21 protein-coding genes are annotated in these 23,842 nt (G+C 36.8%); 10 read left to right on the top strand and 11 right to left on the bottom strand.

Features of this window, described 5'->3' with window-relative positions; all coding sequences use genetic code 11:
• Positions 1-826: 826 nt before the first annotated feature.
• The 5 genes from AC4IFT_RS06295 to AC4IFT_RS06315 all read right to left on the bottom strand — a co-directional run bounded on the left by AC4IFT_RS06295 (position 827) and on the right by AC4IFT_RS06315 (position 9,388).
• Positions 827-4,030 carry a type I restriction endonuclease subunit R gene (locus tag AC4IFT_RS06295; RefSeq protein ID WP_490750861.1) on the bottom strand — a complete coding sequence of 1,068 codons (3,204 nt, stop codon included), beginning with the start codon at positions 4,028-4,030 and terminating at the stop codon, positions 827-829.
• Positions 4,027-4,512, bottom strand: a complete 486-nt coding sequence (locus tag AC4IFT_RS06300; RefSeq protein ID WP_490750862.1) for a hypothetical protein — start codon at positions 4,510-4,512, stop codon at positions 4,027-4,029. The genes AC4IFT_RS06295 and AC4IFT_RS06300 overlap by 4 nt, the downstream gene beginning before the upstream one ends.
• A gap of 2 nt (positions 4,513-4,514) precedes the next feature.
• Positions 4,515-5,891 carry a restriction endonuclease subunit S gene (locus tag AC4IFT_RS06305; RefSeq protein WP_490750863.1) on the bottom strand — a complete coding sequence of 459 codons (1,377 nt, stop codon included), beginning with the start codon at positions 5,889-5,891 and terminating at the stop codon, positions 4,515-4,517.
• On the bottom strand, positions 5,891-7,930 hold the full coding sequence (locus tag AC4IFT_RS06310; RefSeq protein ID WP_490750864.1) for a type I restriction-modification system subunit M: 2,040 nt from the start codon (positions 7,928-7,930) through the stop codon (positions 5,891-5,893). Before AC4IFT_RS06310 ends, AC4IFT_RS06305 begins: the two co-directional genes overlap by 1 nt.
• A 216-nt stretch (positions 7,931-8,146) precedes the next feature.
• Positions 8,147-9,388, bottom strand: coding sequence for a hypothetical protein (locus AC4IFT_RS06315; protein ID WP_490750865.1), 1,242 nt, complete (start codon positions 9,386-9,388; stop codon positions 8,147-8,149).
• Between the two features lie 159 nt (positions 9,389-9,547).
• Between AC4IFT_RS06315 and AC4IFT_RS06320 the strand changes: the two genes are divergently transcribed.
• Positions 9,548-9,805 carry a helix-turn-helix transcriptional regulator gene (locus tag AC4IFT_RS06320; protein WP_272691020.1) on the top strand — a complete coding sequence of 86 codons (258 nt, stop codon included), beginning with the start codon at positions 9,548-9,550 and terminating at the stop codon, positions 9,803-9,805.
• Between the two features lie 82 nt (positions 9,806-9,887).
• On the opposite strand, the gene AC4IFT_RS06325 is transcribed toward AC4IFT_RS06320, so the two are convergent.
• Together AC4IFT_RS06325 and AC4IFT_RS06330 are read right to left on the bottom strand one after the other, a co-directional pair.
• Entirely contained in the window at positions 9,888-10,472 is a 585-nt protein-coding gene (locus tag AC4IFT_RS06325; protein ID WP_490750866.1) for an inovirus Gp2 family protein, read from the bottom strand.
• Positions 10,473-10,872: 400 nt separating this feature from the next.
• Entirely contained in the window at positions 10,873-12,309 is a 1,437-nt protein-coding gene (locus tag AC4IFT_RS06330) for a YfjI family protein (protein WP_490750867.1), read from the bottom strand.
• Positions 12,310-12,842: 533 nt separating this feature from the next.
• On the opposite strand from AC4IFT_RS06330, the gene AC4IFT_RS06335 reads away from it, so the two are divergent.
• The 9 genes from AC4IFT_RS06335 to AC4IFT_RS06375 all read left to right on the top strand — a co-directional run bounded on the left by AC4IFT_RS06335 (position 12,843) and on the right by AC4IFT_RS06375 (position 21,266).
• On the top strand, positions 12,843-13,730 hold the full coding sequence (locus AC4IFT_RS06335) for a GTPase family protein (protein ID WP_490750868.1): 888 nt from the start codon (positions 12,843-12,845) through the stop codon (positions 13,728-13,730).
• A gap of 303 nt (positions 13,731-14,033) precedes the next feature.
• The gene (locus AC4IFT_RS06340; RefSeq protein ID WP_490750869.1) at positions 14,034-14,498 is read left to right on the top strand and encodes a YfjT/YkfB family phage-associated protein; all 465 of its coding nucleotides are present in this window, start codon (positions 14,034-14,036) and stop codon (positions 14,496-14,498) included.
• Positions 14,499-14,604: 106 nt separating this feature from the next.
• Positions 14,605-14,943, top strand: a complete 339-nt coding sequence (locus AC4IFT_RS06345; protein WP_272673619.1) for a hypothetical protein — start codon at positions 14,605-14,607, stop codon at positions 14,941-14,943.
• A gap of 231 nt (positions 14,944-15,174) precedes the next feature.
• Entirely contained in the window at positions 15,175-15,576 is a 402-nt protein-coding gene (locus AC4IFT_RS06350) for an antirestriction protein (RefSeq protein ID WP_490750958.1), read from the top strand.
• A 61-nt stretch (positions 15,577-15,637) separates the two neighbouring features.
• Entirely contained in the window at positions 15,638-16,474 is an 837-nt protein-coding gene (locus AC4IFT_RS06355; RefSeq protein ID WP_490750870.1) for a DUF932 domain-containing protein, read from the top strand.
• 179 nt (positions 16,475-16,653) lie between these two features.
• Positions 16,654-17,124: an SLATT domain-containing protein gene (locus AC4IFT_RS06360; RefSeq protein WP_272691013.1), complete on the top strand. Its 471-nt coding sequence runs from the start codon at positions 16,654-16,656 to the stop codon at positions 17,122-17,124.
• A 12-nt stretch (positions 17,125-17,136) separates the two neighbouring features.
• Positions 17,137-18,243 (top strand): nucleoid-associated protein, encoded by a 1,107-nt coding sequence (locus tag AC4IFT_RS06365; protein ID WP_272691012.1) that lies wholly within the window; start codon positions 17,137-17,139, stop codon positions 18,241-18,243.
• Positions 18,240-19,223, top strand: a complete 984-nt coding sequence (locus tag AC4IFT_RS06370) for a GTP pyrophosphokinase (RefSeq protein WP_272691011.1) — start codon at positions 18,240-18,242, stop codon at positions 19,221-19,223. The genes AC4IFT_RS06365 and AC4IFT_RS06370 overlap by 4 nt, the downstream gene beginning before the upstream one ends.
• Positions 19,224-19,418: 195 nt before the next feature.
• Complete coding sequence (locus AC4IFT_RS06375) at positions 19,419-21,266, top strand: endonuclease NucS domain-containing protein (RefSeq protein ID WP_490750871.1); 1,848 nt, start codon at positions 19,419-19,421, stop codon at positions 21,264-21,266.
• A gap of 676 nt (positions 21,267-21,942) precedes the next feature.
• Here AC4IFT_RS06375 and AC4IFT_RS06380 read toward each other — a convergent pair.
• The 4 genes from AC4IFT_RS06380 to AC4IFT_RS06395 form a co-directional block, all read right to left on the bottom strand.
• Entirely contained in the window at positions 21,943-22,152 is a 210-nt protein-coding gene (locus tag AC4IFT_RS06380) for a hypothetical protein (protein WP_490732284.1), read from the bottom strand.
• A 76-nt stretch (positions 22,153-22,228) separates the two neighbouring features.
• Positions 22,229-22,423: a hypothetical protein gene (locus tag AC4IFT_RS06385; protein ID WP_490732286.1), complete on the bottom strand. Its 195-nt coding sequence runs from the start codon at positions 22,421-22,423 to the stop codon at positions 22,229-22,231.
• Between the two features lie 301 nt (positions 22,424-22,724).
• Positions 22,725-23,135 carry a phosphate-starvation-inducible protein PsiE gene (psiE, locus tag AC4IFT_RS06390; RefSeq protein WP_180312532.1) on the bottom strand — a complete coding sequence of 137 codons (411 nt, stop codon included), beginning with the start codon at positions 23,133-23,135 and terminating at the stop codon, positions 22,725-22,727.
• A 506-nt stretch (positions 23,136-23,641) separates the two neighbouring features.
• On the bottom strand, positions 23,642-23,797 hold the full coding sequence (locus AC4IFT_RS06395) for a hypothetical protein (RefSeq protein ID WP_180312531.1): 156 nt from the start codon (positions 23,795-23,797) through the stop codon (positions 23,642-23,644).
• Positions 23,798-23,842: the final 45 nt, after the last annotated feature.

Genomic DNA, 23,842 nt, shown 5'->3' on the forward strand with positions numbered 1-23,842 from the left:
CATTCAGCCAGCATGAGGCTTATCTGGATAATTGCCAGAATTTTAGTACTCTTATAGCGATATAGAAATGACGTCTGCATTGTGTAATCGAACTCTGTTTATCGGGGGCTCTCTTAAGGCGCATAGCTTGTATCTTGGAGTGTGTATTAGGTGGTGATTAGCTAGATAATCAGTTCCCAGCAGATCAACATGTGTCAATGTTAGTCATGTCTTCATTAGTTATGCTAGAACTTCCGCTTTTCGCTCATAGCGGACATCACACTCGTTAAATTGTTGAGCGAGGTACAGAACAAAATACCAAAGCTGATGACCTGTTGAAATTTAACTATAGTTTAGTTTTATTAGTGCGAATACCTACTAATTTCATTTTTAAATCAAAGTGGTACATAGGGTTAAGCATTATACCTCACCTATATCATCAGTAATTTTAAGAAACTCAGTTCGTATTACTTCCACTGTTTTCACAATCATCTAGTTTTCTTGTAAATTAACCAATCATTCCAGACATTACTTGCATTGAGATCCTGATAGCCACGGCTTTTATCCATATCGTCGACAATGTCTGATGGCAATTCAATAGTAGTTGCATTATCGCGGATCGAGTCAACCTCACTCTGAGTTAGTTCATACCCAACCTCGTTCTCTTTAGATTCAAGCAGTGCTACAAGTGAAGGAATGAACACAATAGCCATTTTCAGTCAGACTCTATAGCCGTTTAATACCTAAGCGTTTTGGCATATATTTTCTACTAGCACATATCTTTATCCAAAGCATACAAATACATCACCACCCTGAGCTTATTCCCAAGATGGTGAATTACCATATACTAACGTTGAGCTTCACTAGCCTTTCCTAATCCCTTCATTAACACATCAAACATCAATCCAGCAAAGCCTTTCGCTATCGCTTCATTAGACAGAAGTTTCATTGCCATCTCATTATGGACATCCATACTCTCAATAATGGCATTATTGATTGACTCAGGGAATTGGCCGAGCATAGCTTGTTCTTTGGTATTACTGCGCAGCTGATCCATAACGACTTCATTTTCTGAGATTTTACCTGCAATGGTATTCGCATAATTGAGCATATCATTTTCAGATAAACCATCTTCAATAAACAAGTCGTTCATTCGCTGAATGATCTCGTTAAGCAGTTCAGTTTTGGGATCTTTAGGCACAGCACCAGAGCCTTCTTTTGCTGCAGGCAGATAAGGCTTTGGTTCTTCTCCAATCATAAGGCCAAGCTGTAAATCGGCTTCGCGTTGCTCGTGAAGACGGTAGTGTGTCATCACAACATCTGATAAATCGATTTCGTCTTCCACAACATCGAGGCGCAGCAACGGATGAAGATATTTGGCGAAAATACTCAGCTTTTCTAATTCATAATCATCAAAATTGACAATCTGAGAAGTAAATTCATAATAGCGATAGAACGAGATAAGGTCTTTCTTGAATACCTCAAGAATATCTCGGGCTTCTTTCGCGTGCTTTACGCTATTTTCAGCATACTTAATTTTTTTGTCGTTCTTCTCAATTTTTGCCTTCGACAGCTCCGATTGTGCCGCTCTAAGAACCTGTGATACATCCTTATAACGGACAGAAAAGCGGTCAACAGCTGGCTTGCACTGGTTCGCGAGTTTGGCTTGATTTGCTTGCTTGTTGTTATATGTTTCAACAAACATCTCAACCTCTCGCCATTGATAAATACCAACTTTGTCGAGCTTTTTCATTAATTCATAGACAATGTTTGGATCAGAGACATCAGCTAGTTCTGCCGTTTGGAAATATACTTTAAACTCTGCCAATATATCTTCAGGATCATTAACGAAGTCGAGCACAAAGGTTTTTTCCTTACCTTTATAAGTGCGGTTTAACCTCGAAAGCGTCTGAATACACTCAACGCCTTTTAATGGCTTATCGACATAAATCGCCACTAATTTAGGCTGGTCAAAACCCGTCTGGAATTTATTCGCCACCAGCATGACCTGATAATCTGAGGTATCAAATGCTTTGCGCATATCGCGACCACGGAGATTAGGGTTCATATTATTTTCAGTGAAAGCATGGTCAGGGAAATCAGGGTCATTCACCTCCCCCGAAAACGCCACCATTGCATTAACATTGGTGTAGCCCTTATCTTGCACATATTTTTCAAAAGCAAGTTTGTAGCGTACTGCTTCTAAGCGACTACTGGTGACGACCATCGCTTTGGCTTCGCCGCCTAGCAAATGCTTAATTTTATCATTGAAATGTTCAATGATAGTTTCCACTTTTTGAGCAATGTTGTAAGGGTGAAAGCGAACCCATTTTGCCATCTTTGATGCTGCTTTCTTACTGTCTACCTCATGATCTAAATCCGGGTTTTTATGCGCTAATTGGTAAGCCACTCGGTAACTGGTGTAGTTTTGCAGAACATCGAGAATAAAACCTTCTTCAATCGCTTGGCGCATTGAGTAGACATGAAAAGGCTGGGGTTTATTGGTATCGCTTGCTGGTTCATAAGGATTGGGTCTACGACCAAACAACTCTAATGTTTTTGCCTTCGGTGTCGCCGTAAAAGCAAAGTAGCTGAGTTTATTCGAGCCTTTACGAGCTTCCAGTGATAAACGCAGCATATCTTCACTATCTAGCTCTTCATCACCATCTAATTGCTCTGCCATAAGGACTTCACGCAGTTTACGAGCCGTTGTCCCTGTCTGGCTTGAATGCGCTTCATCAGCAATCACAGCGTAGCTTCGGCCTGCAAGGGTTGAGTCTTGGCGTATCGCTTCTAATACGTGAGGAAAAGTTTGAATAGTCACGATAATGATAGAGGTACTAACCTTCAGCTCCCCAGCTAACTGGCTAGATTTAGAGCCTTGAGCCTCTTCGCGGTTAACGCGAGCAATCATCCCTTCGCTGTGGTCAAACTGATAAATTGTATCCTGTAGCTGGCTATCCAACACCGTTCTGTCAGTGATCACAATAACGGAATCAAATACCTTATCCCCTGCTTGCTTATCAAGTTCAGGGTGATCGATATCATAGTGTTTTGATGCTAATTGGTGAGATAACCACGCAATCGAGTTTGATTTACCTGAACCTGCGCTGTGCTGAATAAGGTACTTATGGCCTGTACCTTCACCATCAACAGTTTTAAGCAGCTTAGAAACTACAGCCCACTGATGATAACGGGGGAAAATCATAGTTTCTTTTCGGCTAATTGAGCCGTCTAGGTTTTCAACATCTTTGACTTCAAGGTGAATATATCGCCCAAGGATAAGCAGCAAATTATCTTTTTGGAAAATTTCATTCCAAAGATAGGATGTCGCATAGCTGCCATCTTCGGGGGTATCATTCCCCTTACCGCCTTCGCTTGTCCCTTGGTCAAACGGTAAAAAATAGGTATTTTTGCCATTTAAGTTCGTGGTCATTGCCACGTTGTATTGACTGACGGCAAAGTGAACCAATGCCCCCCGTTTAAAGGTCAATAACGGTTCGGACTTATGTGTCTTCTTGTCTTTCGGTAGCCTGTCCTTCATATATTGGACTTTGGCATTATCAATTGACTGTTTAAACTCAGACTTAAGCTCACAAGTGGCAACTGGTATTCCATTCACAAATAGCGTTAAATCTAATCGACCGTCATAACCATTGGGTGAGTAAACCAGTTCAGGCACAACACGTAAAATATTTTGCTGATAACGAACCATTGCCGTTGGGTTCAACTCGTGATCTGGTTTAAAGCTACACAGATCAAACTTAGCACCTCGGTTATTGACCTTATTTCGCAATACCCAGAGTGTGCCCTCTTTTTTAAGTTCTTGCTCTAATGATTTGAGTAGCGCTTCAGCTGTTGTATTTGGAAAGTGCTGCGCGAGTTTATCCCATTGCTCTGGCTGTGTAGCTTTCACAAACGTGATAACGTCTTCTGGGTAAAGAGCCAGCTCTTTGTTGTACTTGCTCGATTCACCTAATAACCAACCGTGAGATAGCATTTGGTCAAGGATGTCGTTTTGGAATATTTTTTCTTGTGCTATACCACTCATCTATCGTCTCCCAAAGATTGATTTACGGCGAGCTCCAACTCTTCAATAGAATCAATAACAGCTTTTCTATATTCCTGAAAAGTCTGTTCCTTATTAAACTTTGTGGCTCGATGAGCGATATCATTACGCCTTTTTCTATACTTTAATTTTGAATTGAGCAAATTAGCCGTTTTCGGTAATTCACCTAGCAGCTCTGTTAATTGATTCATAGGTGGAATGGCCGAACATTTTAACTTCAATGGTATATTACTTCCTTTAGGACAAGATTTCAGTTTGCCTGAAAGGTAATCTTGCCACTCAATCAACTTTTTCTCTAATTGTTGCTTGAGGAAGAACTCACCAACTTCTTTGCTAAAGAGCTCAACTACAGACCAGTAAGCGATGTAGGCTAATTCAAAAGATTGATTAGATTGATATTCCTCAGCTAGTTTTATTTGCTCATCCTTGAGTTTTTTTAATTTGGCCCCAAAGTCTACAATCACAATTAAGCTACCTCTACAAGGTTGTTCTCTACTGGCTTCCAATCGCGTACATCAATTTTGCCTGTTACTGCGGCTGAAATAAGAGCTGTTTTGCGTTCTTGGATTAATTTTATAGCATTTTCTGACTTTTCAATTAACTTATCAAAGTGAGGAAGAGTTGTTTCCAAATGTTTTACAATATCACGTTGCTCACAATTAGGAGGGATAGTAACCTTGAATTTACTAACAATGTCAGCATTAAGATTCATTTGACTAGTCTCATTACCTCCATCACGTATAGCGTGATATGCAGCAATAAAAAACATTTTTAAATATTCATTATTTATTAAGTTATTTGCTTCAATAGCAACACATGCTTGATTATATGTTGCAGGAATGCCAAGAATAGCAACACGACCACGAGTAACCCCCTGCCCATACATCGCCATTAGCAAAGTACCTGAAGGTGAAATTTTTACTGCCGTATCTTTAACCGCTAACATTGAAATACTTTCTTCTGTCTCGTAGATCGTGTCGTATCTCACTTCACCTGTTTTAACCCAAGGGATATCACCATTCCAATAACTGATATTTGAACGGTCTGGAGTTGCCCCTGTATTAAGTTTTGCATAGTATCCTAAACTAGAAATTCCCCAGTGCTCAGGCACTTCCCCCAACCATTCCACACCAGAGTCTTTCATTGACACATCTGGGTTAAGCCCTTTAGTAACAACATGAGAAATTACCGCTTGGCGTTTTTCTTTTAGTAACTCAATCAGTTTTTCTTGCTTGGCAATTAAGGTGTCGATATTCACAATTTCATGGTTAAGGAAACTAAGTATTTGTGTCTGTTCTTCAAGAGAAGGTAGTGGAAACTCTAACTCTTTGACAATCGATGAATTTAAGCCGTGCATGATAGAACCTTTACCTTGCTTGCTTATTTGATTCTTAATTTCCTGAGCCTCATCAACTAGCAATCTGAATAGTTCCGGCTGTATTTTACTATTGACTCTGAGTTTAAGAAGGTGAGAATCTATAATCCCAAGACTTGCATTTTCTGGAACAACTTGACATTTTCCACTCGTTCCCATCATTGTTACAAGAATGTCTCCTGCTTCAACAGTATATATTTTCATATCATCGTATTTTTCTTGCGATATAAATCGTTTACCTAGAGTAAAATCTCTCTTAATTACATTCTCTTGTCCGTAAACTCTAATACCATCTTCAACCATATCTTCTAGCTTTAAAGCACTACCAAATGGCCCTATTTTTATTCCTTCAGAACCATCCTTAAGCAGAAACTTAACTTTCATAGTTTTCCAGCCTAACGGAAGACGTTCCAACCATTCCACCCCAGAATCTTTATACTCCGGATATACCTTATAACGCCCCGCCATTATGAATGTACCTCTTTCAGCAACTCCATAATCTCAGCCGATATCGCATCCAAATCAGCATCAATCTCTTCTAATGCTCTCGGTGGCTCGTAGACATAGAAATGGCGGTTAAACGGAATTTCATAACCCACAATACCCACTTCACCATCTAGAGGGTCTAGTTTGCTTTCATCAATCCAAGCATCCGGTACGTGTGGCTGAACTTCTCTAGCAAAGTAATCAGTAATATTTTCAGTGAGTGGTACGTTTTCGTTGTCGCGTAAATCAGGGTTAGCTTCAATCTGGCCTTTGGCTTTGCACACTTCAGCTTCATCATCGTGCTCACCAAGGTGTTTCACGATCAGTTTCAACTGTACTGCACTTAATTTAACATCTGCCAGCTTAGTTTTTAACTGTTTGAGGAATTTATCACGAGACAAATATTTTTCGGCTTCAAATGACGCTAGCGCGTCAAGAATAGCTTGTTGAATGGATTCATCCATTTTCTGCCAAACACTATCTGCTTGCAGAGCTTCGAGGCGTATAGCATCTTTCGGGAAAATGGCTAATTTCAGTGGACGTTCAACCGTAATTCGACGATAACCAAATTCTTTGTAATCAAAGATTTTACTAAAGTCGTTTTCTACAAACTGGCCGTATGTTTGCACGATTGTCTCAATCGCTTCTTCTGTCAGTTCTTTACGCTTACTGCCCAGTGATTTACGCATAGCAGCATAAAACACGTTTTCATCATTGCCTTCAACTTCACCGCCACCACTACGCCCACGCCCACCTGTTTTAGCACGTTCTTTTGACGCATTAATTAGCTGAACCTTACCTTTGCGAGTAGTTGGTTTATGGTTAGATAACACCCAAATATAAGTGGCAATACCCGTGTTGTAGAACATATCAGTAGGCAGTGCCACAATCGCTTCGAGTAAGTCATTTTCCAGAATATAGCGTCTAATTTCACTCTCACCGCTACCCGCTCCGCCAGTAAAAAGTGGGGAACCATTCAGGATAATACCGATACGTGAACCACCGTCGCTTTCAGGGCGCATTTTACTAATCAGGTGCATCAAAAACAGTAATGAACCATCAGACACACGAGGTAACCCTGCACCAAAGCGTCCTTCAAAACCTTTTTGGGTATGCTCATCAGTGATGTATTTTTGGATTTTCTTCCAATCCACACCAAAAGGCGGATTAGATAGCATATAGTCAAACTTATCATTGCGGAGCTGATCATTCGATAAGGTGTTACCCAGCTTGATATTATCGACCTTTTGCCCCTTAATCAGCATATCTGCTTTACAGATTGCGTATGACTCTGGGTTTAGCTCTTGACCAAATGCGGATAAAGAAGCTTTCTCGTTCAGTTTGTGGACATACTCCATACCAGACGATAAGAAGCCGCCTGTTCCTGCTGTAGGGTCGTAGATTGAGCGAACTAAGCCCGAACTGGTTAACTCTTCTTCGTTAGTGAAAAGCAATGACGTCGTCAGCTCAACAATATCCCTTGGGGTAAAGTGTTCCCCTGCGGTTTCATTCGAGCTTTCTGCAAAGCGTCGAATAAGCTCCTCAAACACTAAACCCATACCGTAGTTGCTAATGGTGTCAGGGTGAAGATCTGTGGTCGCAAAACGTTTTGCAACTTTATAAAGCAGGTCGGCTTCTTCCAATTTATCGATGGTATTGAAAAAGTCGAAGTGCTCAAAAATCTCACGGGCATTTGGGCTAAATGATTGAATATAGTTCTGAAGATTATTCGCTACGCCTGTTTCACCCAGATGGTTCAAATCCATTTTTGAGGTGTTATAAAAGCTTAACTGAGCAGCATGGGTAAGTAGTTTGTCCTGCGCTTCAATCGGCATTGATTTTACTGCATCGTATTTAGCCAGAATATCGGCCTTTGTAGCAGCAAGGACACACTCTAAGCGCCTTAGCAGGGTGAAAGGGAGAATTATGCGTCCATATTGAGATTGCTTGAAATCACCACGTAACAGGTCAGCTACTGACCATAGAAATGCCGCTGTTGAAGAGAAATTGTTATTAGTCATTGTAATCAGTACATTGAATATTAAAAAAGTTAACTGATTGTACCTTTATAACAAGCCTAGTGGTAGCGACATACAACGCAAAAAATACAGATTTTCCACCAACTTAACCAAGTCAGTGAACATGGCCTTGATAAAACTGCAGAGAGAAATAATAACTTGCCCGTCAATCATGGCCACTAAGTGAATAATTCAACAAACATATTAATAAACAAACCTCTATTTACTCACATCTTTCTCTTTGTACTTAAGAGCCAAGTCATAATACCCATCACGATTAATATGCCAAGGGAGCATACATTGCTGTTCTAGCAACCCATAATAATAATATAAGATTTGAGGATAGCTGCTTTTTTTTATCGGTTTATGCCGTAAATACAAACTTCTAGCTGATACACTAAAACCATAGTCTAAAAATTTTGATTTTACTTTCTCTGAAATTGTCAGACTATTATCTGCTTCATAATAAATTGCCAATTCTGGCTCCGCTACACTACGAATCTCAATCTCAAATCCCCCTAGAGTTCCAAGCCATTTTCCCTGAGTACCTCCAAACATGCGTTTATGAAAATAAAATCTATTCATATTGTTTAGAAATTTTTTAGCTTTTATTACCGAAACATGTTCTTTACACTTAAAAAACAAAAGTGTCCCCTCATCTTTCCCCTGTAATGAGAGATCAACAAGCCTTTTATAGTAATCCGCAAGAAGTTTACGATCTGTACGGGATGTTTCAGCATCAAGCTTGGGGAGCACAATAGTACCATTCTTCTCGTAGGGTATTGCTACTTCTAACATTCTTTGTAACATCTTAAGCTCAAAAAGTAAGCCCGCTCGAATGAATAACAGCGATAGCTCTGAATTAAGTTCTCTCGCGTATTTATCAGTCTTCCGCGAGTACTTACCACATGCAATAATATTGCGATTTACTAGCTCGTGATAAAAGAGGAAAGGGGCATCAGGATATTCATATGCGTAACAACATTCGGCCAATCGGTACCTAATAATAAATGGCATAGTTGACAATGCTAATACTTTATCACTCATCAACTCATTAGTTGCCTGCAAAAAAAAATTTGGGGTTACGCCATTATGTTCAGCAAATATGGAAAGCGTAGCGAAACTATATAATCTCTCATAGTTAGCTCTTTTCTCAAAGGTCTCCCGATTTAAAGATGAATCATCAGGATTCAACTCTTTAAAAGACTCCGCCACATCTGACAAATATTGGTCATCAGCCGTTAAACGAATCTCAAGAGCACACAGCAGGTAATGCTTGGTTATCTCTGCCTGTTTTCCAGTGAGTCCTTCTTTCTGTAGTATCTTATTGATTCCATTAAGAATCCAAGGGTACCACTCTTCTATAGATTCTCCGTATATAAATCCCATAAAAACTTGATTGAAATGAAGAGTATCTACCGCATCAAATGCTGCTTTTTGCAACTTCGTTAAAGATGGCATAAGTCAATGTCAAAAAAAGTAAGTAATAATTACCAATTTTAGACACTATTCGTCTTCATTACAATGTATCGCATACCAGCCAACAGGCTTAGGTGGCGAATAACAGAGAATCGTTATTCAAGGTAACTTAGATTATTACAGTTAAACGAGGTAGAAAAAATGAACCACCATACTCAAACTATAAAGATCCTACGCATTCGTACAGTTATGGCAAAAATTGGCATCTCCCGTTCGACGATATACGACTGGTTAAACCCGAAATCGAAGCGCTACGATCCCACATTTCCAAAGCCACGCCAGTTGGGAAAACAGTCTGTCGGTTGGTTAGAAACAGATTTAGATAAATGGCTACTTCAATGTAAGATAGCCAATGCATCAACACATTGTGTTGATATTACCAGAAATGGTTTTCTCTAATATTAATCGCTGAGCCTTATAATGACTCTCTCGGACGTTAGACTCGTACTAACGTCCGTTACTAGCTGAGTTGCCGATTCAACTATTCTCGACTCCTTCCAATAGACCTGTATTCATCCTCATAACATTTGGTATAATCCTTAGCTAAATAGTCCATGAAACTTAATAACTGCCCAAGGTGTTCCTCATAATCGTCTTTATTAATATTTAAATGGAAAACTCCTTTTTCCGGAAAATGTACTAATGCAGCATACAAAGTAGAGTCTAATCTTAAAGCACTGCACCATGCCTGCTGAATTATTGCAGATAAGCTATTGCCAGAATAGAATTTTCCTACACCATGGTAAAAATCTTTATTGAGTAATAATAATACGTGGTAGTGTTTACGTTTATTAATATTACCTATTTCTCGTACCCATATGTACCGTAAACGATTTCGCCAATTACGTTCCCAACGTTTATTCTTTCTTATGCAATCAACCTTTATCTTAGCTTTAAGTGATTCAATAAAGCGTGTTATCTCTCGACCTGCATCACTATATTTGTAATCACGTGGAAAACGTAAGTCTACCCGTAAAGCTAAAGTACGAGGAAAATCATTTACTGCCTGATTGATTACATCAACAAATACATTTTGATATTTTTTATTGTATGAGTATTCTTGCATTTATTTATACCAATGGTTATTTTTTATAGACTATAAAAATATCGTTATAAATAAACATACAATATCAAAACCCAACCATTACATGAAAATAATTAAAGAAAAAATAAAGCTTAAAGAACTTTAATTTACTTACCTTCATATAATATAATGTATTAATTAAACCTGTTAAATTAATGTTAAGTCATTAAATTAAGAATAGGTAACTCATACGATTAAATTGATATTATATATTACTATACCGACGACATTAGATTTAATTAAAATTAAAAACAGGGGAATATAGAGCATGCTAGACATACGCTATTCAATTTTATCGAATATAATTTCACTCTGATATTAGTTTGACCTGTTTTTAACATAATTTATTGCGATTCATTGCTACAATCGCAACAGTAGCAATTTAATAATGTGAAATGACTGGATTTTTTGTAAATTTATTGTTACGAAAAAACTTACCCTTATAGACCATTTTTGCTCCTCCTCTTGTATAATCTATTTCAATCGCATTCACACTTTCAAGGTTATTTACTACAATATTCAATAACTCTCCTTTTCGTAAAGCATTAGGGCCGAAGCGACGAATATCATTAAACTTAATACAGTTTGTATTTGAGCGTTCATAATCCATATCTAACCAAGACAATAACAAGGCTTCATAATAGCCCCCCTCATGAGAGAATAAATTAATAGCCTGCTCCATATACCATTCGCATAATAACCAAGCACTCTCAACATATTCTTTTCTTATTGCACAGTCTCCCTCCGTAAAGTAACTAAGTAGTGCAGATAACCGAGCAACATTATTCGGTAACTTTGATGCAAAATCGTTCATGTTGGCATATTTCCCATCAGGATGAATGCTAGACTCAATATCATTATATATTTTATTCCACTCATATTGAGCTTCTGGCTCAAGTGATAAAATGATTCTCTCACCACATTTTTTATCAGCATTATATTGATTTAGTAAGTCACTTATCCTTTGATAAAAATAATTAAGATATCTTGGTTCGTTTAAATAAGGCTTAATAAATCGCTCGCCTTGTGTCGTTAATTTTTCATCGATAAAAACAGGTAAACAACGAGCAAAGAAACCACTACCTCGTGCTTTTTCACCTTGGCGTTTCAAGTACAAATCAAATGGTTTCTTTTGCACCATCATAGATAAAGTAATACGGCTATCCTCTATTGTAAAACTTTGGGTTGTTTTACGCTCAATATGAAAACTGACACCATCCCACATTGAATTAATGAAACTCAAATCTTTCATGACCTGTCTATCCAATATGTTTGCTCCTTCATCCGCAATTAAACCAATATTTGGAGAATGATTATACATAGCAGACTGTAGCGCTTCTGGTGTAGCATTGTTATAGATTAGTCGATTACATTTCGGTAAAATGGGTTTTTCAATTTGTAATTCTCTTAAGCGTTGAGACTCCAGTTCAGTAGATTGTCCTTTTACTGTTTTTTTCTTTATTACTCCTAAAATTGCTTTTTCTTTCTCCTGCCATATCTGCAATTCAACTACATGATTTTTTTTACATGCATCAAATTGACGTAACGAAATTTCATCATGTTGATAAAACGGTTGCATTACCATCCTATCAACTGATGTTTTTCTTTCGCCTGAGTTTGCGATAACAAATAAAAATAATGACACAGGTCCTTTTAATGATTCATTAATATTTACATCAATTAAACTTTGACAAGATAATGAAATAGCGCTAATTACCGAAGATGCAATTAATGGAATAGGAGCTTGTGTACGTTCTTCAATATTTTTAATAACGTTACGTAACTCAGATGGAAATGCATTTAAAGGAAAACGTCTCATGATTTTTGTCCTATTGTTTGTTTCGATAGCCGTAATAAATCGCAAACCCAATCGCAAGTCAATTTGAAATTTAACTTTGGATTAATTTAGTTTAGATAAGACAGAGTATTTACATTGAAATTTATTTAATAAAATTATTTCATTGGAAATCAATCTTAAAATAAAAAGACTTACTCCTCTAAATACTTCATTATAATCTTTCAATATTAATGTCTTGCTTAACATATTTCTTAACCCACAAGAAAATACTTGCGTTGATTTATATTTAAATTCATTACTAACATCATACAACAAGGAAAAGTCATACTTTACCCAAAATCATACAGTTCGTCTTAACAGTTCTATGCGACTCGTTAAACTTTTACAGTTATTACCTTTATCTAATTAATACAAGAGCATTATTACCTAGTGAAATATACTTATGCATTTTAAAAATTTTTTCAGATATATATCATTTTAGTGATATCTCACTCTTGATATCTCAATAAACCACCAACCATCCATTATGATGGCTGATTTATTTTGAGGCTAATATGAAAAAATTATCAGGCTATGCCCTTATTCGTCGCCATCTGCGGCGCTACCCTCGTTCACTGCGTCAATCCTTATTAAAAGAACTCAATCAGCTTGTTACCTATCAGCCTGTGATTGGCATCATGGGAAAAACTGGCGTAGGAAAATCCAGTCTGTGTAATGCCTTATTTCGCAGTCAAGTTTGTGCTGTCAATGCTGTTGAAGCTTGTACTCGGCAGCCCCAACAGGTCAAATTGCGCTTTGGACAGCACACACTAACGCTAGTTGATTTACCGGGTGTCGGAGAAAGCCAACAGCGTGATGAGGAGTATCGTGAGCTCTATCGTGAGTGGATACCTAAACTCGATATGGTGCTTTGGGTTCTGAAAGCTGATGACCGTGCTTTCTCCATTGAAGAACAGTTTTATCAGACAGTATTCACGGAGTATAACGGAGAGCTACCGGCTATTACTTGGATTTTGAATCAAGTTGATAAGATAGAGCCTATAGAGCAGTGGCATTGGGCATCCGCACAACCGTCAAAACAGCAGCAGGCTCATATCTCAATGAAGCAACACGCTATCGCCAAACAAATGCATATCTCTACAGATACCATCATTCCGATATCTGTTAAAGGCCGATATCACCTTCCCCAATTGGTGGAGGCGATTATTACTCGTCTCCCAAAGCAGGCACGTAGTCCCTTAATCCCACATCTACACAACTCCTATCAGACCGCAACGGTTATCAATCATGCGCGTAGCTCTTTCGGTGATACGGTCGTAGATATCATTGAGCAGGTGATTGATTTAGCACCATTACCGCAGGTCGCTCGACAAGCCCTCAAATCAACAACTCATCATATTGCTCAAGTAGCGCGCTCTGTCTGGTCATTTTTCTTTAGTTAATTCAATTACATCCCTGAAATACTAACCTATCGATAAATGATTTTACGTTGTCATGATCGAAATTGTCGATCGAACCGATCGGTTTTTTTCATTATCCATACGGAAATGATGGCTATACAATCTCTCAGAAGTATCATTGCCTTAAGTTTATTTATAAAAATCAATGCGATAAATCACAGGATTTGTCACGTTATTAAGAATTGAGAGCCATCAGTTGTTTATTGAGCACTCACTTTTTGTTCGTATTAATGAAGTCTTAGAGCCTTTTATCTGAATAGGCAAAATCACTAATTGGAAAATATCATGAAAACAAAATTGATTATTTCTGCACTTTTTATTTCGTCTTTAACACCGACATTCACTCACGCTTTTGGTAACTCACACACTTGGACGAGTAACAAAACACAAGGAGTGACGGAGTTTGTCATTCTAGGTCAGGGCAAATCTCAGCTTTATCTGTCTTGTGATGATGACGGTCATCAGCCCGCAACAATTATTTTTACTGATATTAATGGGCGACAAGCCCGTATGGATTCAGACCAATCTCTTGAAATGAAATTCGCAGGTGAAGAGGCTGCAAATGTGAGCGAAAGTGAAAGCCATATTGGAGCTCAATTTGTGCAGTGGGCTTGGAATATGCTACGCAGCGAGGAGCAAGTCACCGTGTTTGGCGAAGGGGTTGCTTCGAGTACCTTTACACTGGATGGGGCTGCCGCAGTTATACCTTACTTTGGCGAAAACGGCTGTGTACCGAAATTCGTATTTTAGTATTCCAATTCGGAAAATGGCTCAATATTAAACAATCGACTTTATTAGACGTTGATTAAATATCGCATTTAACACTATCTCTCTCTTTATCAATAGGTTTTCTATCATGAAAAAACAACTTTGTGCGCTTTTATTAGGGCTCAGTACTTTTTCTATCTATGCTGAACAAGCGCCAATTCAACTCAAATCAGGCCCCAGTAATGCAGGGCGGACATACAGTAAAGTGTATATTACTTCCAATGTTGATAGCGTGGTTATCAAAAAAATCATCGTTAATCGAGGCAACTGTAAAGATGCAGAGTATCTTCCTTGGAAGCCAATTAGACTGAATTTTGGCAGCACCTATGAACGTATTTTCACAGGAAAACGGGCGGGAACACCCTGTAATGTGCTCGAAGTGGCTGTTGATACTAACCAAGGTGCATGGACATTTAATTTCAAATAATCATTCTTATTTTTACCTTAATCTTTTATGGCCTGCTCAACATAGCAGGCTACCTTATTTTGTTTATCAATGACTCCCCTCTCTGACATCTAATGTTAAACGCACTGCTTCACGTTATTTACCAAACGCATTTTTATTCTTATTTATACCCATCAGCCTATTTATTATTCAATTATTACATGGAGATATCACATGTCATCCCCTTATTCAGCCTCAAAACCCGACACACTTATGCAAGCTACTGTTGTTCCGCTTTCTGCTAGGCCAAATTTCTGGCAAACCCACTTTGGTACAGTGAAAGGCTTCGCCACGTTTGAAGTGGTGATTTTCACTATCATGGGCCAGTTCTGTGATGAGTACACTGGCGGTTATTGGGAATACTGCACCTTATCCAATGGTGGCGCATTTATTTATCCCGATTTGAGTTCTGAAAAACTCACACTGTTCAATATGCATAATGGCAACGAAGCGGAACTCAGCTCTGAAGCGGCAGGTGTTGCTGTTTGTTTGATGCTGTATAGCCAGTGGTCGTTCAGAACCGAAAGTGAACTACTGGTTGACCGTTTCTACCAACTTCGTGATTACGCTATTCAACATCCTGAAAGTTCAGCTATCTTTCATCTTATCGATTAACTGCTTCCTTAATTTATTCTCTCAGCCTTACCTATCTTATTTATTTTCAAGGAAATTTATTATGACTCGCTTAGCTTCTCGCTTTGGTGCGGCGAATAGTATTCGTCGTGACCGACCGTTAACTATTGAAGAATTGTTTCGTACTGTACCGAGTGTTTTTTCTGAAGAAAAACACAAATCCAGAAGTGACCGGTATACTTATATCCCAACCATCACCTTATTGGATAGCCTTCAAAAAGAAGGCTTTTATCCTTTCTTTGCTTGCCAGACTCGTGTGCGTGATGCTAGCCGTCGAGAACACACGAAACACATGCTACGACTTAGGCGACATGACCAAATTACGGGTATACAAGTCCCTGAAATTATTCTTTTAAATAGCCATGATGGTTCGAGTAGCTATCAGATGTTGCCGGGACTCTTTAGAGCTGTATGCTCCAACGGTTTAGTTTGTGGAGATACCTTTGGTGAAGTGCGTGTACCCCATAAAGGTGATGTTGTTGGCAAGGTGATTGAAGGAGCATATGAGGTACTGGAAACTTTCGACACCATAGCTGAAAAGCGTGAACAGATGCAATCTCTTCTATTACCGCCACCAGCACAGCAAGCCTTGGCACAAGCGGCTTTAACATATCGCTTTGGTGAGGAACATAAACCTATTACCGAGGAACAAGTATTACAACCTCGTCGCTGGGAGGATAAGAAAGATGATCTTTGGACTGTATATCAACGCTTGCAGGAAAATTTAATTAAAGGAGGGTTATCAGGTAGGAACGCTAAAGGCAAGCGAGCTCTCACTCGTTCGGTGAATGGTATTGATGGGGATATTAAACTGAATAAGGCACTGTGGGTGATGACAGAAAAGATGCATGAACATTTTTCAGGAAGAGAGAGGATATAAAAATGGGAGCACATTGTTTTCATAAAATGATGTGCTGCTATCTATTTGTTGGTAGTTTTCTTTTTTTGTTAAACTGTAGTGGCATAGTTAGCTAATATGAGGCTAAGTTGGATGTTTCAAACACTACTATCTGATGGCATAATCTATTATCTTCATGTATGAATAAAAATGAGGTATAAGTGGAAATCATTAGTGCAAATACGTTCCTTTTGAGCGAAGTTGAAAATAGTATTGCTATCCTCAAATCAAAAATTGATATCCTTAAGAGAAAAACAAAAATTATCAATATATTCACTCTCTTACTTGGCGCTTCAATTACTATTGCTTTAGGGCTTACTATTAATGGCTACCAAGAGTATCAAAGAAATTTAGCTCTCTGTTTTGGTGCTACACTTACAGCTGTAAATAGTTGGAATGTGATTTTTGATTATAAAAAACTTTGGATCAGACAAAAATCAACACTATTACACTTATATCAGCTAAAAAACGATATTTGCTTCTCGCAATCAGTAGGCCAAATATCACATGATAGGCAGTTAGAGTTATTTGAAAGATACCAAAGTATTTGGGAAGACAATGGTAGTGAATGGCGTGACATCAATCGTACATCATCTCGCAATTCTACTCCATCAAAGCCTTCAGATGATTAAAATAGGATTAACATGCATTTAACTCACTTAGAAATAGATAAAATCTGTATCCATCAAATTTTTAACAGAAATAATGATGGTTCCAAGAAAGCTCCAGAAAAAAGTTCAGACCTTATTAAATTTGATGCTGCAGCTTTAGATACATTCAAACAAAGAGTGATCGATGCACTTGGCTCACATTCAAAAGCTGTTGACATGAAAATTATTGAGCAGGCAGAGGACAAAACCCCAAGTCTTTTCACTTCTCTAAAAACTGCTACAGATTCAGACTTTGTTGATACGTCATACGAATTAGCTGATAAGCTTGCTGATGCTCAAAAAAGCAAAAGTTTATCAGGTGGCATCGTTGTTGTATTTTTAGGCTCCTTTGGCTCAATAGATGCAACAGAAAGAAAGGTGATCGTCGGTGTCATAAAAGCTGATATCTATAGTGCATACCAAAAAATTGAAGATGAAATTACCAAAGAAATCTCACTTAAATATGTAAAAGAAGCTTTATTGACGCCATCTACTAAGTTATTCAAAACTGCAGCGTTTGCTGAAAAATACCCTAACTCTAGCACTTCAACTGTACTTGATCTAAATGATAGTTGGCTAGTAGCCATATCAGACAATCAAATCAGCAAAGTAGATGGCAAAGCTGCGGCTCAGTACTTTTATGAAAAATTTTTGGGTTGTGGGTATCCAGAATCAAGTGCAAGAAATACTAAAAATTTTTTTGAAGCAGCTAACACCTTTATCAAAAAGCTCGAAGTAACAAATGAAGAAAAATATGAATTAAACAATGCATTAATGTGTTACTTAAAGCTCGATAAATCGGGGGTCATATCACCAGACCAGTTCGCACAGACTTACTTTGATGCTGACACAGCTGATGATTTTATAACTCACCTTGCAGATTCTGGTGTACCTACAACATCGTTTACAAAAGATACACAGCATGTTGATAGCAAACTCAGAATCCAAAGAGTATCGTTTGGACAAAGTATTCGCTTATTAGCTCCAGCTGAGATACTTCAAGATAAAGTAACAATGGAGCAAGTTACATGTGACGACGACGGTAACTCCGTTAGTTGGACTAAACTAATTATAAAAGAAAAATTGGCCTTACCACAGTGAATCAAACTGAGTTTCTAAAAAAATGGCATAGCGAAAAGCTCATTTACAAAGCATGGGGCAATTTTGTTATATCTAAAGTAAATTCATCCATTGAATCGCTTGGGTATAACCTCAATAATTACATAAAGATCAAACCTTTTGCTAGAGTTAAAGACGATAATTCTCTTATTGACAAAGCCTTTTATAGGCCAGATAAATCGTATGAACATCCTTACTATGACATTGAAGACAAAGTAGGCTGTCGATTTGTTGTACTACTTGTAGACCAAGTGGAGCAAATTGCCAATATAATTAGAACTGATACTTCTTGGCTGACAGAAGAATGTCGACATTTCAATGATGAGAGGAATAGCGCCCCCTTATTGTTCACATACCAGTCAGTACATTTTGTGGTGAGGTCAATAGAAGAGTTAGAGTTTGATAGTATAAAGATTCCTAGTGGTACGCCATGTGAGATACAAATTCGAACCTTACTACAGCATGCATATGCAGAGTTAACACATGACTCAATTTACAAAGCTAAAAAAATGGTTAAACCGCAGATTCAGCGGACCGTTGCTAAGAGCATGGCCCTAATTGAAACTACGGATGGTTTTTTTAAAGAAGTGAGTACAAGTCTACAAGGACCAGCAGAACATTATGATATTGTATCAGTACTTAATGCTCTTTATGAAGAATTTATATCATCACCACCCATAGATTTTCAAAAATCATCTTTTGTCATTTTAGATACGTTCGAAGACCTTTTCGAAAGTAGGTTTCAATCAAGAGTAAGGAAGTTGATTACAAGCAACAGCCATGACTTAATTAATGTAATAAAAGCTAATTCATCTAAAGACCCATTTTATAAGCAAAGCATCTCAATTTTCACTGGGTGGTTAATAATAGAGCGCAGAAGTAGAGTTGTACGTGATTGGCCTTTAGATCAAAATCTTTTAAAGAACTTTGCGTCATCTCTTTCTGTATCTCTCGACCTATAATCACTAATTTAAGTTAATCAATATATTACGATTTTATTGTATCTACGCCCTAATTCTTTTAAACATAATGTTATACTGAACGCAAAATTAGACACTAATTTTCTTCGCTAAGAAAAACCTTTATCTTCATTAAGAAAAGTATACATCTGTTATAAACAAAAATTAAAAACCAACAAACTAAATGAGTGAACATTAATGGATAAAATAAAACTCACAGAAGCAAAAATACGTGACTATATTGCTGAAAACCTATCTTTAATTGAACCATCATTAGAATTTATTGGTAAAGAATATTATTTACCAAATACTGAAGGTGCCGCAGGTTTTCTTGATATTTTTGCACGCGATTCCAAAGGAAAATTAGTAATTATCGAAATTAAACGAACTAATGCTGCTGCAAGAGAGGCCATACAAGAATTGTATAAGTATGTATCACTGATACGCTCACGATTACTCGTAAAAAATGAGGAAATCCGTTTAATACTATTATCCGTTCAATGGCACGAATTAAGATCGCCTGTCTCAGAATTTTATTCTGATACACCTTTTGAAATATCAGTTGGTAAAATAAATCTCAATGAGCAAGGTATCCCTACATCAATCACTCCAGTATTGATTACATCTTCTTCTGCTGAACGAAAAATTGGTATAAGACATTTTCTATGGGGATTTCCGAATGAAGGGGCAGCTGAACTGGCGATTCCTCTAATTGAAACTAAAATAAAAAATTCAGGGTTGAAAGATTTCGTATTGATAAAAAGTAATGCAACGAGTGAATCATTAGCAGGACGTTCGTTTATCTATTTTGCGCAACGAGAGCTTCTTTTAGAAGAATATCTTCAACTTATTAAGAAAAACTCGAGTAAAATACAGTTTTCTGAGTTTGAAAAAAATCTAGAAACACTAACTGAAATTGATGACAAAATAGCGGAAGCATCTGATGAGGTCTGGCTTGGCACATATGGAATGCCTCATCGGCAGTTTGGTGCTGATACTGCAGAAATATCTTCGCTAGAAAAAGGGTATGGTTGGTTCGAAGAAGGAGCTCAAAATAATATCAAAATCTATCGATTTGGCCGTTTTGATGATGAATGGTTAGATGATGATACTATCATAAAAGAGATTCGTGGTTATAATGGGGCATCAACTGTTCTTTTGGATTTTATAGCTAATACCAGTTCACCTCCAGAAATGAAGGCATTAGCTAAAGGGGTCAACAATGTTTTTTTCTATAACCAAACGTGGCAAGGCGCTGTACATAAATTAATACATTATGCTAAAAACAAGCAAGGAAATATAAAAATAGCCGTCCGAGCCTTTAATCCTGAAGATATTTTACGTTCTATTGCAGCTTCAGTTTTTGGTTATCCAGCTTACACTCCTACTTTTAACGTTGATATTGAATGTGAAGGAAATCTTGAACGTTTTATTGGTATTGTTGAATGGAATGGTCGTCAGCCAGATTTTAATAAAATTATAGGTGATCATTTTGAAGGGGAGATGTTGGGTTATTTCACAGCCTGTCATTTCGGTGAAAATAAAACTATAAATCATGATGTTATGCTTGACCTCGGTTTATCTTATTCAGTCTTAAGGGTAAATGCTAATAAATCTCAGCGCATACGTGTTCAAGGTTCATCGATTATCCCTATAAAAGGAGAAGTTCGTTCACTCAACCAATTAGTATCTGAGTATGAAAATGAAACAATACAATTAGCTAAACAATTTATGGCCGTAGATAGTGGATTCGCTGAAATAATTGCACAGTACTACTTGCATATTGATGCAGAACAACACATCTCAAAACTAATTGAAAAAAACACAAAAAAAACTGAAACATACTGGCTCGGTGATATTAACAAATGTGACTCATGTAACTATCCATTCTCACTACTAAAATTCATGGTAGATACTATATTCTTAGGCGGTTTTGGTGCAAATCTCTGTGCTTACTGTTTCTTGCAACAAGGTCGAGGTTTAGGCACAGGACGTGGTCAAATGTATAGAGCAACCACTAAAGGTTGGTTATATATCGCAGGCTGACATAAGAAAACTAAACGCTACTAACAAATCAAGAAAATATAATAATTGAAAGGGCTAAGGTGGAATTATTTCTTATTTTTCTCTATCATTACTGCACTGAATACAATATCAGCAACTGAAGTAATGTAGTTATTCCCCTCCCCTATTAACTAATGAAATACCTAAAATGCTGTACAGATACCTAATCAATCTTAGTATCCAAAAATCAATCAAAATATTTTTAGGCACCTTATTAGGCACTTTTTCAAAGTTGAATTGAACATTAGCACTATAAAATCATTTAGTTAAGCGACGAATTCAGACTCCGCCAGCATAAAAACCTTTAAATTCAAAATGTTATGGTTTTTATAAATATGTCCTTTATATAGACTATTCGTTGGCTATCTAAAACTGAGGAGTATGATTGTCTTGTACTTCAGTGCTATATGCAAAATATAGCTAGTCGGGGAACTTATTGTAAGAAAGTTTTATGAAAAATTTTTAATTATTATAATCACATTCCCTAGAATATTTATTTTTCAGCATTCCCTTGCTTGCACTTCTTATCTCATAGTACCTTGTAGATTTTATAACCGAACACTACTAATTCAGCAGCTATAACTAGTATTTTAGATATTACCAATGTACTCAAATATTCTTATTCATCGTGCTTAACTCATTGTTAAATGGTTAAAAGCTAAGTACAGCGTCGCCTAGATTCCATTAAATCAATTGCTATACCATATATGACAATCATGTATTTGTCTTGCTCACTTTCTCTCTGCTCTTTTAAAATCGCAGATATACGCTCTCCTGTGATATTATGTTTTGATTCATTTAGCAACATAACTGCCCTACCAACTACTTGGCATATCCGTATATAAATTACATCTTTATCTGTGTCCATAATCACCTCTGTGTATTCACTCAACACTAACACCTTATTGAAATAATACCCTGATAAGATTTGTATAGCTTTCAATCTAATCAACATTTCTATGCAAAAACTCAATGGACTCATTCAATAGTTTTTTATATTCATCATCTCCTGATGCTACCATCCTTTCGGTTAACTCGTTCACTAGTGTCGACTTAAATACCATCATATTTCCAAATAATAACTTGACGGTTGCATATCCGATTTCAATCATTATTTCACTTGTTCTACTATCAGCCATAATTCCCCCCTCTTTATTGTATTAAGTTTAGACAATTATTACCTAATTTCGTTTGTTTTAAATGCATTATCACTATGAAGTTAGCCTTTGATAACAAATACCACCTAAAGAATAATAAAAATTCCTTATAGAACATAATTTATAAAAAATTATATATTTCCACACCGAAAAAATTATTCTTGCTACAGCATTATATTTATAAAAGAAATTTAATTTTTACGCTGTTAACTAAAATAGTGCTAAATAAAATATAACTAGTTAAATATTTTTCAAGATAAAAGTAGCCACCTTATGACAATTTTTATTCTTTGGGTTTAAGTCTATCAGCATTAGCAATGTACAGGGCAATAATAAGTATTAGTATTGAAACAGAGTAAATAATAAAAAGCTGAGGTTCATTATGTTCAACTATAATAAGCCGAATTACTGCTGTAATTGCAATATAAATAAAATATTGTAATGGAAAATGGTAATTTGACTGAAAGTACTTGATAATCAAAGCAACAAATTCAAAATATAGAAAATATATAATAAGCTCATCGACCAGCAAATAAATCGAAATGGAATCACTAGCGGAAAATAGTAGCTTCGATAAAATAATAGTTTCTTTTATTAAAAAAGAAATTAATATAATAGCAAGTAAAATCAGCGCAGCACTGCTAATCCACTGCAACACTCTACATATTAATTTTGATTGACTTAGTCCTGACATGGTAACTCCTCAGGAGTTTAACCTTTCTCATTAAGAATATAGCATCATTAAATATTTAAATGGACCACCATCGAGGCCTCGAACCTCGACGTTTAGTTTTGTCAGGACTAAATACTCTTCCAATTGAGTTAATGGTGGAATAAATTTATTTAGCTAAATTTATAATATATGCAATAATTAGAATGAATATGATAATCAGTACAAGAACAACAAGCATGTTTTGTGAAAAATTCAAAATACGTTGATAAAGATTTGACCATTTCATAAATAATACCTTAGAAATCTCACTTACCTTTCAGATAATATTTTGTAAATGCAAGAGTTATGGTAATGAGATACTTTAAATTGCTAACACTCAGAGAATTGTAATTTTTCAATTAATTACTATAAGAACTGAATTAAGAATACTACTCGCTTTAAAACATGACATAGAGCATACACTGGTTAATAGGATCTTTATTCACAACAACATAATACTTTAGAAAAGCTATTACATTTGATTAGTGTTAGTTTTTAGGGAAAATGTATCCACCACCGAGCTGGCTCCATGATGAACTATCGAACAAATAAATTACACCAAGAACGACGATAATTAGTACAGCCACAATGAGAATTTTTTTATAGATACTTAGAACTCGACTATAAAATGTTTGCTTTTTCATTCGTGTTTCCTTAGGAAAGTGATTCCCTTGGATACCACATCTATT

This window comes from Providencia sp. UF-183 (genome assembly GCF_058246155.1).

Excerpts from the sequence above, each read along its gene's own strand:
- AC4IFT_RS06295 (WP_490750861.1), bottom strand. The coding sequence starts at position 4,030 with ATGAGTGGTATAGCACAAGAAAAAATATTCCAAAACGACATCCTTGAC.
- AC4IFT_RS06305 (WP_490750863.1), bottom strand. The coding sequence starts at position 5,891 with ATGGCGGGGCGTTATAAGGTATATCCGGAGTATAAAGATTCTGGGGTG.
- AC4IFT_RS06310 (WP_490750864.1), bottom strand. The coding sequence starts at position 7,930 with ATGACTAATAACAATTTCTCTTCAACAGCGGCATTTCTATGGTCAGTA.
- AC4IFT_RS06315 (WP_490750865.1), bottom strand. The coding sequence starts at position 9,388 with ATGCCATCTTTAACGAAGTTGCAAAAAGCAGCATTTGATGCGGTAGAT.
- AC4IFT_RS06320 (WP_272691020.1), top strand. The coding sequence starts at position 9,548 with ATGAACCACCATACTCAAACTATAAAGATCCTACGCATTCGTACAGTT.
- AC4IFT_RS06325 (WP_490750866.1), bottom strand. The coding sequence starts at position 10,472 with ATGCAAGAATACTCATACAATAAAAAATATCAAAATGTATTTGTTGAT.
- AC4IFT_RS06330 (WP_490750867.1), bottom strand. The coding sequence starts at position 12,309 with ATGAGACGTTTTCCTTTAAATGCATTTCCATCTGAGTTACGTAACGTT.
- AC4IFT_RS06335 (WP_490750868.1), top strand. The coding sequence starts at position 12,843 with ATGAAAAAATTATCAGGCTATGCCCTTATTCGTCGCCATCTGCGGCGC.
- AC4IFT_RS06340 (WP_490750869.1), top strand. The coding sequence starts at position 14,034 with ATGAAAACAAAATTGATTATTTCTGCACTTTTTATTTCGTCTTTAACA.
- AC4IFT_RS06345 (WP_272673619.1), top strand. The coding sequence starts at position 14,605 with ATGAAAAAACAACTTTGTGCGCTTTTATTAGGGCTCAGTACTTTTTCT.
- AC4IFT_RS06350 (WP_490750958.1), top strand. The coding sequence starts at position 15,175 with ATGCAAGCTACTGTTGTTCCGCTTTCTGCTAGGCCAAATTTCTGGCAA.
- AC4IFT_RS06355 (WP_490750870.1), top strand. The coding sequence starts at position 15,638 with ATGACTCGCTTAGCTTCTCGCTTTGGTGCGGCGAATAGTATTCGTCGT.
- AC4IFT_RS06365 (WP_272691012.1), top strand. The coding sequence starts at position 17,137 with ATGCATTTAACTCACTTAGAAATAGATAAAATCTGTATCCATCAAATT.
- AC4IFT_RS06375 (WP_490750871.1), top strand. The coding sequence starts at position 19,419 with ATGGATAAAATAAAACTCACAGAAGCAAAAATACGTGACTATATTGCT.
- AC4IFT_RS06380 (WP_490732284.1), bottom strand. The coding sequence starts at position 22,152 with ATGGACACAGATAAAGATGTAATTTATATACGGATATGCCAAGTAGTT.
- AC4IFT_RS06385 (WP_490732286.1), bottom strand. The coding sequence starts at position 22,423 with ATGGCTGATAGTAGAACAAGTGAAATAATGATTGAAATCGGATATGCA.
- psiE (WP_180312532.1), bottom strand. The coding sequence starts at position 23,135 with ATGTCAGGACTAAGTCAATCAAAATTAATATGTAGAGTGTTGCAGTGG.
- AC4IFT_RS06395 (WP_180312531.1), bottom strand. The coding sequence starts at position 23,797 with ATGAAAAAGCAAACATTTTATAGTCGAGTTCTAAGTATCTATAAAAAA.